Origin of the sequence: Acinetobacter sp. WU_MDCI_Abxe161, from assembly GCF_025514355.1 — a bacterium.
In the GTDB taxonomy this organism is placed as follows: domain Bacteria; phylum Pseudomonadota; class Gammaproteobacteria; order Pseudomonadales; family Moraxellaceae; genus Acinetobacter; species Acinetobacter pittii_E.
This window is the reverse complement of record NZ_JAHPTU010000001.1, coordinates 1-12958: the sequence shown is the minus strand read 5'-3', so window position 1 is coordinate 12958 and position 12958 is coordinate 1. Positions and strand designations below refer to the sequence as shown.

The 12958-nt window shown below is 38.4% G+C and carries 12 protein-coding genes; 9 read left to right on the top strand and 3 right to left on the bottom strand.

Annotated elements, in window-relative coordinates:
* The first annotated feature begins 2 nt into the window (after positions 1–2).
* The 6 genes from KTI78_RS00060 (at position 3) to KTI78_RS00035 (ending at position 7420) form a co-directional block, all read left to right on the top strand.
* A complete protein-coding gene (locus tag KTI78_RS00060) occupies positions 3–590 on the top strand; it encodes a CvpA family protein (protein WP_016140510.1) in 588 nt (195 codons plus the stop codon).
* Between the two features lie 25 nt (positions 591–615).
* Complete coding sequence (gene purF, locus KTI78_RS00055; protein ID WP_262444864.1) at positions 616–2157, top strand: amidophosphoribosyltransferase; 1542 nt, start codon at positions 616–618, stop codon at positions 2155–2157.
* Between the two features lie 78 nt (positions 2158–2235).
* The gene (locus KTI78_RS00050; RefSeq protein WP_039758715.1) at positions 2236–4125 is read left to right on the top strand and encodes a M48 family metalloprotease; all 1890 of its coding nucleotides are present in this window, start codon (positions 2236–2238) and stop codon (positions 4123–4125) included.
* A 100-nt stretch (positions 4126–4225) separates the two neighbouring features.
* A complete protein-coding gene (locus tag KTI78_RS00045; RefSeq protein ID WP_262444863.1) occupies positions 4226–4873 on the top strand; it encodes a hypothetical protein in 648 nt (215 codons plus the stop codon).
* 11 nt (positions 4874–4884) lie between these two features.
* Positions 4885–5850, top strand: a complete 966-nt coding sequence (locus KTI78_RS00040) for a 2-hydroxyacid dehydrogenase (RefSeq protein WP_262444862.1) — start codon at positions 4885–4887, stop codon at positions 5848–5850.
* A gap of 142 nt (positions 5851–5992) precedes the next feature.
* A complete protein-coding gene (locus KTI78_RS00035) occupies positions 5993–7420 on the top strand; it encodes a M48 family metalloprotease (RefSeq protein ID WP_080649578.1) in 1428 nt (475 codons plus the stop codon).
* A gap of 99 nt (positions 7421–7519) precedes the next feature.
* Here the strand turns inward: KTI78_RS00035 and KTI78_RS00030 are convergent, their stop codons facing one another.
* On the bottom strand, positions 7520–7966 hold the full coding sequence (locus KTI78_RS00030) for a GatB/YqeY domain-containing protein (RefSeq protein WP_016140516.1): 447 nt from the start codon (positions 7964–7966) through the stop codon (positions 7520–7522).
* A gap of 25 nt (positions 7967–7991) precedes the next feature.
* On the bottom strand, positions 7992–8207 hold the full coding sequence (rpsU, locus tag KTI78_RS00025) for a 30S ribosomal protein S21 (protein WP_001136722.1): 216 nt from the start codon (positions 8205–8207) through the stop codon (positions 7992–7994).
* 145 nt (positions 8208–8352) lie between these two features.
* Here rpsU and tsaD point away from each other — a divergent pair, with 145 nt between their 5' ends.
* Positions 8353–9369, top strand: a complete 1017-nt coding sequence (gene tsaD / locus KTI78_RS00020; RefSeq protein WP_262444861.1) for a tRNA (adenosine(37)-N6)-threonylcarbamoyltransferase complex transferase subunit TsaD — start codon at positions 8353–8355, stop codon at positions 9367–9369.
* 43 nt (positions 9370–9412) lie between these two features.
* On the opposite strand, the gene KTI78_RS00015 is transcribed toward tsaD, so the two are convergent.
* Positions 9413–10300, bottom strand: a complete 888-nt coding sequence (locus KTI78_RS00015; protein WP_016140518.1) for an ATP-binding protein — start codon at positions 10298–10300, stop codon at positions 9413–9415.
* Between the two features lie 178 nt (positions 10301–10478).
* On the opposite strand from KTI78_RS00015, the gene KTI78_RS00010 reads away from it, so the two are divergent.
* Both KTI78_RS00010 and KTI78_RS00005 read left to right on the top strand, forming a co-directional pair.
* Complete coding sequence (locus KTI78_RS00010) at positions 10479–11987, top strand: DUF3336 domain-containing protein (RefSeq protein WP_239975123.1); 1509 nt, start codon at positions 10479–10481, stop codon at positions 11985–11987.
* Positions 11974–12789 (top strand): protein kinase domain-containing protein, encoded by an 816-nt coding sequence (locus KTI78_RS00005; RefSeq protein WP_016140520.1) that lies wholly within the window; start codon positions 11974–11976, stop codon positions 12787–12789. Before KTI78_RS00010 ends, KTI78_RS00005 begins: the two co-directional genes overlap by 14 nt.
* Positions 12790–12958 lie beyond the last annotated feature (169 nt).

Below are 12958 nucleotides of genomic sequence, written 5' to 3'. Positions count from 1 at the left end.
ATATGAACACAATTGATATCATTATTCTGATACTTTTGCTCATTGGGGGGCTAAACGGTTTGCGACAAGGATTTATCAAAGCCTTTGCGAACTTGGTAGGATGGGTCATTGCATTAATTATGGGTGCAAAATATGCTGTCCTTCTTGCGCCGTCTATGTCGGGTTTAAGTCATGATCCAGTGGTTCAAAAAATTGCAGCTTTTGCATTTATAGCGCTTTTGATCATTGTTTTAACATGGATCGTCTCTGCATTTTTAAATGGCCTCTTGAAAAGTCTGAAATTGGGGCCATTAAATCGTTTAGCAGGTGGTGCTTTTGGTTCTTTAAAGGGTTTGTTGGTTGTACTAATTACAATGCAGGGTGTAGGGCCTTGGGTTGAGAGTTCACCACACTGGAAGCAATCCAAGCTTATACAGTATTTATTGCCATATGCCCCTTTAGCTACAGAGTTATCTAAAGATGCAGCAAGTGAGGCATTTCATCAAATAACATCTGGAGGTAGCGCATCAGGCGCGCCTTCAAAACCAATGGACAAATCGGAAGATTTAGAAAGCCGATCTGACCATTCGACAAAGAATCCTTTTTATTAATTCCTAGCTTGTCTGCGAGGTTGCTATGTGTGGAGTTGTTGGTATAGCCGGTAAATCGCCAGTGAACCAAATGTTGTTTGATGCTTTAACGATGTTGCAACATCGTGGGCAAGATGCAGCTGGAATAGTAACCTGCCATGAAGGCCGTCTTTTCCTGCGTAAGGATAACGGTATGGTACGTGATGTCTTTCATACTCGTCATATGAGAGCATTACTTGGTAATTATGGCATTGGCCATGTACGTTACCCAACTGCTGGTTCTGCAAGCAGTGCTGAAGCACAGCCATTTTATGTGAATTCACCTTACGGTATTACACTTGCACATAATGGTAATTTAACCAATGCAGAAGAAATTCATGATGACCTGTTTAAAACAGATTTACGTCATATGAATACTGATTCTGACTCAGAAGTTCTTTTAAATGTATTCGCACATGAATTACAAAAGAAAGGTACTTTAAATCCTACAGCTGATGATATTTTCCATACGGTTTCTCGTGTGCATGAGCGTTGTCAGGGCGCGTATGGTGTCGTGGCGATGATCACTGGTCATGGTTTAGTAGGTTTCCGTGATCCAAACGGTATTCGTCCACTTATTTATGGTTCACGTGTAACTGACCAGGGTGAGATGGAATACATAATTGCTTCTGAATCAGTTGCTATTACTGCTCTTGGTTTTAAAATTGAGCGTGATATTGAACCGGGTGAAGCAATTTTTATCGATGCAAATGGTCAATTATTCTCTAAACAATGTGCGGCTAATCCAAAATACCGTCCATGTATTTTTGAATATGTTTATTTTGCTCGTCCTGATGCCATTATTGACGGAATTTCGGTTTATAAAGCCCGTTTAAAAATGGGTGAAAAGCTCGCTCATAAAATTTTACGTGACTGGGGTGAGGACCATGATATTGATGTGGTTATCCCAATTCCAGATACGAGCCGTACTTCAGCTTTAGAACTTGCAAATATTCTGGGTGTGAAGTTCCGTGAAGGTTTTATGAAAAACCGTTATATCGGCCGTACCTTTATTATGCCGGGACAACAGCAACGTAAAAAATCTGTACGTCAGAAATTAAACCCTGTTGAGTTAGAGTTTAAAGGGAAAAACGTTCTGTTGGTTGATGACTCTATTGTGCGTGGCACAACGTGTAATGAGATTATTCAAATGGCACGTGATTCTGGTGCAAAAAAAGTATACTTTGCTTCAGCAGCACCAAAAGTGATGTATCCAAACGTTTATGGTATTGATATGCCTGCGAAAGCTGAACTTATTGCTTCAGAGCGTAGTGTTGAAGAGATCCAAGAAATTATTGGTGCTGATCGCTTAGTTTTCCAAGAATTGGAAGATTTGAAAAATGCTGTACGTACTAGCAAAGTGCCTGATTTAACAGAGTTTGACTGCTCAGTATTTGATGGAATCTATGTAACTGGTGATATTGACGTTAACTATTTAAACAATTTGGAGCAGAAGCGTAATGATTCTGCGAAAAAGAAAAAAGATGGTTATATTGATGTGAATGTCGATGCTGCTTCTGTAGATTTAACTGGCATTAAAGAAGAATAGAAATAGCCGAAAAAAGCGGGTGTTTCCCGCTTTTTTCTTTTATGATGAAACCTAACAATGTAATTGGGAATATTTACATTGAAAGAAGTAAGCCACTATCTAATCGAAAATAAAAATATGGCATGGTCCATCACTATGTGTTTGGTTGCCGTGTTGCTGACTATTTTTATTTTAAATTTAATTTTAGGTTTACTCGTCCATTTTTTTGATTATAGCCAACCAATTTGGTGGCATACTTTAAGTCCTTATTTTGTCGCGCTATTACTTTTTATTATGGTTTGGTCAGTAGTTACCGAACTTTATATTCTGCGTAAAGGTGGGCACTCTTTAGCAAAACAACTTAAAGCACGTCGTTTGGTGAAAGAGGAAAGTACTCCCGAAGAACTCGCCGCATTAAAAATTACAGAGCACTTGGCGCAAACTTTTTCCCTAAAAGTACCAACCGTCTATGTTTTACCTGATGAAGTAGGTGTAAATGCACTTACGGCAGGTTTTCATCCTAAAGATATTGTCATTATTCTGACCTGGGGCGCTTTACAAAATTTGGATAAGCTTGAGTTATATGGTTTATTAGGCCATGAGTTTAATCAGATTTTATCGGGTGAGGCTGTTGAAAATACGAAATTAAAGATTCTATATAGTGGTTTAACAACTTTTAGTCAGTGGGGCAGTAAATTAGCCAAACAAGGTTTTAAGCGCTATAGCCCAGGTTATAAACATAAGTTTGAAACAGTTTTTGTTGCCGTGGGTGGGGTAATTTGGTTAGCCGGAAGCTTAGGCGTGCTGATTACTCGTTTTATTAAATATTTGACTTTGAGTGGACGTACATTCCGTAATGATCAAAAAACAGTACGGCTATTAAAAAATAATGCGAACACCCAAACCTTGTTGCGTATTTATGTTCACCACTCTGGTTCGCAAATTCATAGTGCCTATTCAGAGTCAATCGCACACATGTGTTTTGCTAACTCACTGAGCCCACAAAGCTGGATGAATATTCATCCGAGTATTCGTGAACGTATTTATGAGTTAAATCCGACTTTACTACAAGATCTGCAATTAGAAAATTTAAAGAAACTTCGTAATCGTCCATTGTTTAGCTTATTTCATTTCTTGGAAGAATCTGAGAAAGAAATTTATATTCCCTGGTCATCTCCACAGCCTCTACCTTTGTTAAGACTGTCACCGATTAGTTTTGCATTAAATGATGCTATTAAACCTCTGAGTAGCGACGTACGTCGAAATAAGAAGCGTCCTGAATTAATTCAGCGAGCACTACAAACTGCGACGGGTTCACGCGAGGTAATGGTCGCTATTTTGATGATTCGCCAATATCGAGAATTCATTCCAAAAGACGCGCCAGTTAGTCATGCCATTATAGATGCGCTACTAAATCTGGATGGGCGTATTCATATTCAGATATTTCACGATGCATGTAAAAATATCGGTCATATACCTGCAAGTATTGCGCGTCAATTTTTGACAAAACTAGCCCTGATTATTCAGGAAGATGGTGAGATTGGCCTATTAGATGCACTTTTACTGGAGCGGGTTAAATATGAATTGAATTTAATGCCGTTACATTTGCCGACCGCATTTGAAGAAGTAAAACCTCAAATTGTTCGTTTGATTGATGCTTTACTTCATGTCCAGCAAATTAATAGTCCAAATCAGTTAGAAGTACGTGAGCGTATTTTGCGTTCACTACTTAACCCAGATGAAATGTATATCTATGATGAAATTTCAGATGAGCCATTAGATCTGGCTGAAATTTTAAATGATATTGCTGGTTTATTATTGCGTGACCGTCTAAGTATTCTAGCTATTGCAGAAATGTGTCTGTGGAGCGACCGTATTATCACGCAAGATGAGCTGGATGTTCTTGAATTGCTTTATTGGCGTTTTGGTTTTGAGACAGAAGAAATTGTCGATCAAATGCAAAAAAGAAATAGTGTGATGATTATTTAAAAGACATATACGATTATAAAAACATCTCAATGAAATAAAACACTGAAAAAAAAACTCAAGCCCGTTAGAATGTAGATAGAGTAGAGGTATTGATTTACAGATGATTGGGCAGCAAAGAAATATATTGGCGACTTTAGGGATTGACGTATGGGTTCCTAAGACACAGGCGTGCCAAAAAAATAATGCTCAAAGCCTCTGGCGAGATCACACTGCTCCAGAAGTGGAGCCGATTATACTGCCTTCTAAGAATAATCTAGCTCTTGAACAACCCATAAAACCACAAATCAACGAAATTCCCAAAGTTGAACCTGAAATTGTGGCCCCAATTCCAGCAGAAGTTCCGCCTGTTGTGCCACCTCGTAATGAGGTACACGTTCCAACGATTACGGTTGCTTCATTTGAGTTGCAAGCATTTGCACTTGAAAAGTGTGTCATTTTTTTAGATGTTACCAATTTAGCTAATGAAGAAAAGCAGCTTTGGAGTAACATTCAAAAAGCAAAAATAGGGCAATATGCTGAATTGAAATGGCCGTTCCCTTTGGCTAGCTATCAAGACCAACGCGGTGCAGGTTCATATATTCAAGGATTTTTAGATGCTGTTGCAGCAGATAAGAAAATTTTGTGTTTGGGTGAATGTTCTTATATTCAACATGCCAATATTATTCACTTGGCAAGTTTAAAAGAGATGTTGGAGAAACCGCTCCTTAAAAAAAGATTATGGCAATTGATGCAAGATAACAACGAGTAGTAGGGATTTACATGAAAAAAGTTGTAGTTTTTAGCCAAATTGATGAAGAAATTTTGTCTCGATTACAACAGGATTATCAGGTTGTGGTTCTTAACCCAAAATTGGGTGACATTAATGAGCAAATACGCCAGCAAGTTGTAGATGCCGATGGAATGATTGGTGCTGGGAGACTTCTTAATGAAAGTAATCTTGCGCCTGCACAAAAACTAAAAATTATTTCATCTGTAACGGTGGGCTATGACAATTATGATGTGGCTTATTTAAATCAAAGAAAAATCTGGTTATCAAATACCCCTCACGTTTTAACTGAAACAACTGCTGATCTTGCTTTTACATTATTACTAAGCGCTGCTAGAAAAGTTCCTTTTCTTGATCATTGGACTAAACAAGGTGAATGGAAAAGAACAGTAGGGCCTCAGCAGTTCGGTTTGGATGTTTTTGGAAAAACCCTAGGAATTATAGGACTTGGTAATATTGGTGCTGCAATTGCACGCCGGGGTTTTTACGGATTTAACATGAATATTGTTTACCATAATCGCCGTGAAAAGCCTGAATTGGCTGAGCCTTTAAAAGCACAATATCTTGGTTTGGATGAATTGCTGCAACAGTCTGATTTTGTAGTAACCGCTGTTGACTTAAATAATGAATCAAAAGCCTTAATGGGCAAAGCTCAATTTGAGCTTATGCAAAAGCACGCTATTTTTATTAATATTGCGCGTGGTTCAGTGGTTGGTGAGCAAGCTTTGATTGAGGCCTTACAAAGTGAGGAAATCTTTGCAGCCGGTTTGGATGTGTACGAAAAAGAACCTTTGCAAGATTCAGCGCTTTTTAAATTGCCTAATGTGGTTACTTTGCCTCACGTAGGATCGGCTACTGCAGAGACCCGTAAAAAAATGGCAAATCTTGCTTATAAAAATCTAGTTGAAGCCTTAGAAGATAAAACTCCTAGATATTTGGTAAATCCAAATTTTGCATAAATGATGAATAACACTTCATTGCAAAACTAAACTATCTCGAGTGATATAGTAAAAGTCTATTGATTGAACATAATTTTTTATGTTTTATATCAGTAGACTTTTTTGATGCTTTAATTTTAATAGAGAAAAACTTTTGAGATTTCTGCCAATTATTTTAAGTACGGCTTTTATAACAAATGCTTCGTACGCGCAGCCTTTTGACCCTCAACCATCTGCAAATCAGGTGGAAATTCCAAATATTGGAAGTGGAATCGGTTTGCTTGATCAACAAAAAGAAAAATTTATTGGTGAAAAAGTTTTTCGGGAAGTTCACAAACAAATGCCAGTCATTCAAGATGTCTGGTTAGAAGACCAGTTTTTTCAGGTATTTTCGAGTATTTTAAGCGAAACTCAGCTTGGACAGCCAATTGGTCTGGTTGTTATCAAAGATCCCCAAATTAATGCTTTTGCTGTGCCGGGCGGATTATTTGCGCTCAATACAGGGCTTATCGCTTCAGCTCGTAATATTGATGAAATTGCTGGGGTAATGGCACATGAAATTGCCCATGTATCACAAAGACATTTTAGTCGCTCTGAAGAAGCCTTTAAGGGTCAAACGTTATTAAGTCTAGCAGGACTTTTGGCAGGTGTGGCTATAGCTGCACAGGGTGGTGGTGATGCGGGCGCAGCAGTGATGCTTGGAACGCAAGCTGCACTCATGGACAAGCAATTAACGTATAGTCGCAATCAAGAGCGTGAAGCAGACCGTATCGGCATGCAATATATGTATGCGGCAGGTTATAACCCACAAAGTATGGCAGATTACTTTGAAACAATGCATAGGGCTACAAGTCGAGTGAGTTTTTTACCAGACTTCTGGTTGACTCATCCATTGACGACTGAGCGTATGAGTGAAGCTCGCCTTCGTGCAAACCAGATGCCGAGAGTTAAAAACCGTATATATGATGCTGATTTTGAGATTCTAAAATGGTACACCATGGTGGTTGCAAATCAGGCAACTGAAAACCAACTACAAAGTTTGGCCGCTCAAAAGAATATTGCTGGTCTGATTGCTTTAGCAGCATTTTATGCAAGACAAGGTGATTATGCTCAAGCCCAGTCTACTTTAGATCAAGCGAAATCTAGTGGAAAGCCTCTAGTGGCATTATTGCAGACAGATATTTATTTGGGTCAAAACAAATTAGATCAAGCTTATACTACGATTGCTGCTACACAAATGACGATGCCTGAAAATAAAGCTTTTAGTTATAAGTTGGCTGAAGTGTTGCTACGTCAAGGTAAATTTGCGCAAGTCCAAACCTTGGTTCAAAGATTTATTAATAAGAATCCGAGAGATATACAAGGCTGGCAATTTTTACAGCAAGCCGCTAATTTGGATAAGAATGCACCTTTAAGAGCGGTTAATGTTTTACGCTATCGGGCTGAAGCAGAGTATTGGTCAGGTAGTGAAGAAAATGCAATTAAATCAATGTTGCATGCTCAACGATTAGCAAAAGACAATCAAGCAATGTCAGCTAGAATAGACAGTCGACTCAAACAAATGCAAGATGAACGACGAATGAAAATTTAGATCTGTAGTTTGACCTTATAATTTTCGTAGACGTAGATATATTTAAACTTACAAGTAAATGAAAGTTTAATCTAAGAAAGAATAAGAAAAGAGGGAGGATTAAGCTAATTTAGCTTTAATTTTTGCTGAAACTTGAGCAGGATCGGCACGCCCGGCTATGATCGGACGTAGAGAATTCATCACCTTACCCATATCTTTCATGCTAGTTGCTTCTTGAGCAGAAATCGTTTGCTCAATGAGAGAATCAAGCTCTTCCTCAGTCATAGCTTCTGGTAGAAACTGAGAGATAATCTCAGCTTCGGCTTGTTCTTTACTAGCTAAATCATTACGACCAGCACCTTCAAAGGCTTTGATCGATTCTTTACGTTGTTTAATTTGCTTTTCAATGACCGCAAGAACCTGAGCGTCGTCAAGCTCTTTGCGCTCATCGACTTCGATTTGCTTAATTGCCGCTTGTAGACTACGCAAAACCGTCACTGTTGCCATATCTTTGGCACGCATAGAAGTTTTTAATGCATCAGTAATTTGGTTTTTTAAAGTAGTCATAATTCAGCAGTCAATCACAAATTAATTAGTAAAGGCGAGTAGTACGTACAGATTCGCGAGCCAATTTCTTTTGGTAGCGTTTAACTGCTGCAGCTTTTTTGCGCTTACGTTCTTGAGTTGGTTTTTCGTAGAATTCGCGTTTACGAACGTCAGCTAAAACACCAGCTTTTTCGCATGAACGTTTGAAACGACGGATAGCTACGTCAACTGGTTCGCCTTCTTTCAACTTAACTTGTGGCATGTAAAATCCTCTAGATTATGGATAAGATCAGGCACACCATTGCGCCGGATCACAAGTGAAGGTCAGTATTTTACTCATTTACAACTCATATCACAAGTCTATAATAGCGATTGCAATATTTTGACTCATATAAAAGGCAGTTTTGATGATTGTTTTAGGCTTGGAAACTTCTTGTGATGAAACAGGGTTGGCACTTTATGATAGCGAACTCGGCTTACGGGGACAGGTTCTTTATAGTCAGATTAAACTTCATGCCGAATATGGTGGGGTAGTACCTGAACTTGCTTCTCGCGACCATGTTCGTAAATTAATTCCTTTAATGAATCAATTGCTTGAGCAAAGTGGTGTAAAAAAACAAGAGATTGATGCAGTCGCGTATACGCGTGGTCCTGGCTTAATGGGAGCATTAATGACAGGCGCCTTATTTGGACGAACTTTAGCTTTTTCTTTAAATAAGCCTGCTATTGGTGTTCATCATATGGAAGGGCATATGTTGGCACCATTACTTGCAAGTCAACCACCCGAATTTCCATTTGTGGCATTGTTGGTTTCAGGTGGGCATACACAATTGATGGCAGCCCATGCTATTGGTCAATATGAGTTATTGGGTGAGTCTATTGATGATGCTGCGGGTGAAGCTTTTGATAAAGTTGCAAAAATGATGAGCTTGCCATATCCAGGTGGGCCAAACATCGCAAAACTTGCATTATCCGGTGATCCATTAGCGTTTGAATTTCCAAGGCCTATGCTTCATCAAGGTCTAGATTTTTCTTTTAGTGGTTTAAAAACAGCCGTTTCTGTTCAATTGAAAAAATTGAATGGTGAAAATAGAGACGCGGACATTGCTGCTTCCTTCCAAGAAGCAATTGTAGATACCTTGGTAAAAAAATCAGTAAAAGCTTTAAAGCAAACTGGACTTAAACGTTTAGTTATTGCCGGTGGAGTCAGTGCAAATTTAAGACTACGTGAGCAATTAGAAACTTCCTTGGCGAAAATTAAAGCACAAGTTTATTATGCCGAGCCTGCTTTATGTACTGATAATGGGGCAATGATTGCTTTTGCAGGTTATCAGCGTTTAAAAGCCGGCCAACATGATGGTTTAGCTGTCACGACTACACCACGTTGGCCAATGACCGAGTTATCTATTCCAGTAAATTCTTAATACTTAAAAAAACGGCTATTTTTATTGAAATAGCCGTTTTATTTTATTTGGAAGAACTGGTTAGCTCTTTTAACGCATTTAAACCAATCCAATGCTTAGAAAACTGATAAGCAGCTCGACCAGAACGCTGACCACGCATCTGGCACCAACGTAAACTTTCAGCACGAACTTCGTCATTAAAAGGCATGTTCGCTTTATCAAGATAATGTTCTACGATTTCTAAATATAAATTTTGGTCCATAGGATAAAAAGATAACCACAAACCAAACCGATCTGATAAAGAGATCTTTTCTTCAATCGCTTCTTGCGGGTGTAACTCAGTATATTGTGGAACATCGACCTTGGTTACAGGTGTATTTTCATGCATGAATTCTGGTAACAAGTGGCGACGGTTACTGGTTGCATAAATAATAAAATTTGTTGAACCAGATTGTAATGAACCATCCAATACACTTTTTAAACTGCGATAATTTTCATCTTCAGCGTTAAAAGCTAAGTCATCACAATAGACGATGTATTTTTCAGGTCGATTTTGAATGAGTTTTTGAATTTTAGGTAAGTCTGCTAAATCATCACGTTCAATTTCGATTAAACGTAATCCTTGAGGGGCATACTCAGTTAATAAAGCACGAACGATAGAAGATTTTCCTGTACCACGCGAACCCGTTAAAAGCACATCATTGGCCGGTAGGCCATTTAAAAATTGCAAAGTATTTTGGATGATTTTTTCTTTTTGACGCTCAATGCCCTTTAAGTCATCAAGATAAATATTTTTCGGTGTGTAGATGGCTTTAAGTTGCTGATTTTCCCATCTAAAAGCAGGTGCAGTAAAATCTGTCTCTTCTCGAGGTTCAGGTAAGACCTGCTGTAGCTGATTTAATACAAGTGATAATGTTTGAACTAAATTCTCTGGTAAATCAATGGTAGCCATGGTTAATCAATCATGTTAAACAGTAATTTACTAGGATACTAACACCGAAATTAACAGGCTGACAAAAAACTTATTGCCTATACACTTTATCGGTTTTGCAATTGATTGAAATGTTCAGACCGAGCATAGTGTTGTCATGTCTATTCAGTAAAATCATCTGAGAAGATGAGGACGAATTATGTTTGAAAAATTACGAAGTGATATGAATCCACATCAGGCTTACCGTATCAAAAAATTACAACGTCAATTAGACATGGCTGAATCTTATGAAGAATGGAAGTCTTTTGCCCTAAAGCTAGATGAAGAAACAGGGGTACAAGAGTGGAAATTTGATAATAGTTCACCTTACTTCGATGCCGAGCTCATTTCTTATCGGTATACCTTACTCAAAAGATATCGTCAGCAACATCGAACACTAGACCTCATCTATTTACTCAAAGAAGGTCTAACCTATGATATTGCAAATATTGGTCACCCGATGCTTTTTGCTGCAACGCATGTGGGAACAAAAAAGTTAATTGAAGACTATATTGATGAGGTAAGCCAAAGCTTGGCTTACATTGCTTCAAGTGAATGCATCACCTTTCAAAGAAAAGAAAAAATTGAGTTTTTTGAAAACTGTGAAAAGGCATACGGACAGCCCGCACTTATGTTCTCGGGTGGGGCGACTTTAGGTCTGTTTCATACAGGGGTATGTAAAGCTCTAATTGAACAAGACTTGATGCCTAAAGTACTCTCTGGCTCAAGTGCTGGAGCAATTATGACAGGTATGCTGGGAACCTCTGCCAGTGAAGATATTCAAAACTTATTAAATGGCGAGCAATTCTTTAGTGATGCTTTTCATTTCAGAAAATTCCGTGAACTTATTAAAGGCAATGGTGGGATTGCCGATGTTCACTATTTGAAAAAATTCCTAATTGAAAATTTAGGCGATCTTACTTTTGAAGAAGCTTTTAAAAAATCAGGCTTGAATATTAATGTTGCTGTAGCGCCGTATGATGCAACAGAAAACCCGCGGATTATGAACGCCATTATGACACCGAACGTTTTGGTGTGGAGTGCGGTATTAGCTTCATGTGCTGTGCCAATTTTATTCCCACCGGTACGTTTAACCAGCAAACGTTATGATGGTGAGCATACACCTTATATGGCAAATACAAAGTGGGTGGATGGAAGCGTAAGAAGTGATTTCCCTCAAGAAAGAATGGCACGGCTTTACAATTTAAACTACACAATTGCGAGTCAAGTTAACCCCCATATTGTTCCATTTATGCAAAATGATGCGGATCGCTTTCGTAAAGATGTACTAAGTTGGCCTGAAAGAATTCTAAGACGCCAAGGTAAAGTGCTATCAATGGGCGTTATGGATTTTACTCGTCAGCGACTTGGTTCTATATCTCCAGTCAGAAGATTGTTAGATCATGGATATGGCGTAATGGGGCAACGTTATTATGGTGATGTAAATATCATTGCTAAATATAGCCTAAGTCACTATACCTATACTTTGCAAAATCCGCGTCCACATTTGTTTAAACGTTTGCAAAGGGAAGGAGAACGCGCGACTTGGCCAAAAATTTCTTCAATTGAGACGCATGCTCGTATTGGTAAAACAATTCAGCATTGTTTAGAGGTTTTGCGTTTTGAAGAAAAGAAACAACAGCCTGAGTCCTACTATGCTGAAGCATGATTTTGCTTCCCCCATAGAAAACTTAATATGTGTGACCAAGCCAGCAAGTGCAGTGTTAGGGCGGTGTTTATGGACATGTACCATAGACACTAAGAATTACTGGTTAAAATATCATTTGCCTGAAACCCATGCTCAAAGTGAGCAAGATTTTTTGCATGAGCAATTATTTTACAAAGAAATTAACCTTAAGAACTCAACATGGCTTTTACCTTACAAACTGATTGAAGTCAGTTTAATTCCCCAGTTAGGCCAGTCTTTAGGTAAAGTTCTGATTTTACCTGATAGTGATGTGTGGTTTGATTCATTGAATAACGAAACTGTTTTTAATGATGTATATCGAAAGATTTGGTTCGCAATAAATAAACTTGCTGAACTGCATGAATTTGGCTGGATTCATGGAGACGTTAAGACAGAACATTTTAGAAAGTTTCAGCAAAAGCCTTATTTGATTGATTTTGAGAAAACAAGGCCTATCTCAAGTCAAGAATCAATCATGGATGCAACACCTCGTTATATGGCTCCTGAACTATTTCGAGGAGGGTATAAGAGCATACAAAGCGATTTATATGCATTGGGTATCGTTTTATATGAATGGTTAACCCAAACTCGCTTAGAAGCAACCAGTTATCGTGATTGGGCAATATTACATTGCCAAAAATTAAGCATTCAATTGCCTCCGCAGTTTCTCAATTTTTATCCATTGCTCACAGGTTTATTACAAAAACAGCAGCAAAATCGGTTTTCAAATGCCAGTGAAGCAATAAATTGCTTAAAGCAGATTCAAATTGATAAAAATCATTGATCTAGTATCTGTATACAATTTACACGGTTAGTTTTTTTTAGAAAAAAAACACTTGTCACTGTTAGATCTTATCGCTAATATACACAGCCATCGGGGGCGTGGCGAAATTGGTAGACGCACTGGATTTAGGTTCCAGCGCCGCAAGGTGTAAGAGTTCGAGTCTCTTCGC

Bases quoted from the DNA above. Each gene is read 5' to 3' on its own strand.
- KTI78_RS00060 (WP_016140510.1), top strand. From the start codon at position 3: ATGAACACAATTGATATCATTATTCTGATACTTTTGCTCATTGGGGGG.
- KTI78_RS00005 (WP_016140520.1), top strand. From the start codon at position 11,974: ATGCTGAAGCATGATTTTGCTTCCCCCATAGAAAACTTAATATGTGTG.
- KTI78_RS00040 (WP_262444862.1), top strand. From the start codon at position 4,885: ATGAAAAAAGTTGTAGTTTTTAGCCAAATTGATGAAGAAATTTTGTCT.
- KTI78_RS00010 (WP_239975123.1), top strand. From the start codon at position 10,479: ATGTTTGAAAAATTACGAAGTGATATGAATCCACATCAGGCTTACCGT.
- purF (WP_262444864.1), top strand. From the start codon at position 616: ATGTGTGGAGTTGTTGGTATAGCCGGTAAATCGCCAGTGAACCAAATG.
- tsaD (WP_262444861.1), top strand. From the start codon at position 8,353: ATGATTGTTTTAGGCTTGGAAACTTCTTGTGATGAAACAGGGTTGGCA.
- KTI78_RS00045 (WP_262444863.1), top strand. From the start codon at position 4,226: ATGATTGGGCAGCAAAGAAATATATTGGCGACTTTAGGGATTGACGTA.
- KTI78_RS00030 (WP_016140516.1), bottom strand. From the start codon at position 7,966: ATGACTACTTTAAAAAACCAAATTACTGATGCATTAAAAACTTCTATG.
- rpsU (WP_001136722.1), bottom strand. From the start codon at position 8,207: ATGCCACAAGTTAAGTTGAAAGAAGGCGAACCAGTTGACGTAGCTATC.
- KTI78_RS00015 (WP_016140518.1), bottom strand. From the start codon at position 10,300: ATGGCTACCATTGATTTACCAGAGAATTTAGTTCAAACATTATCACTT.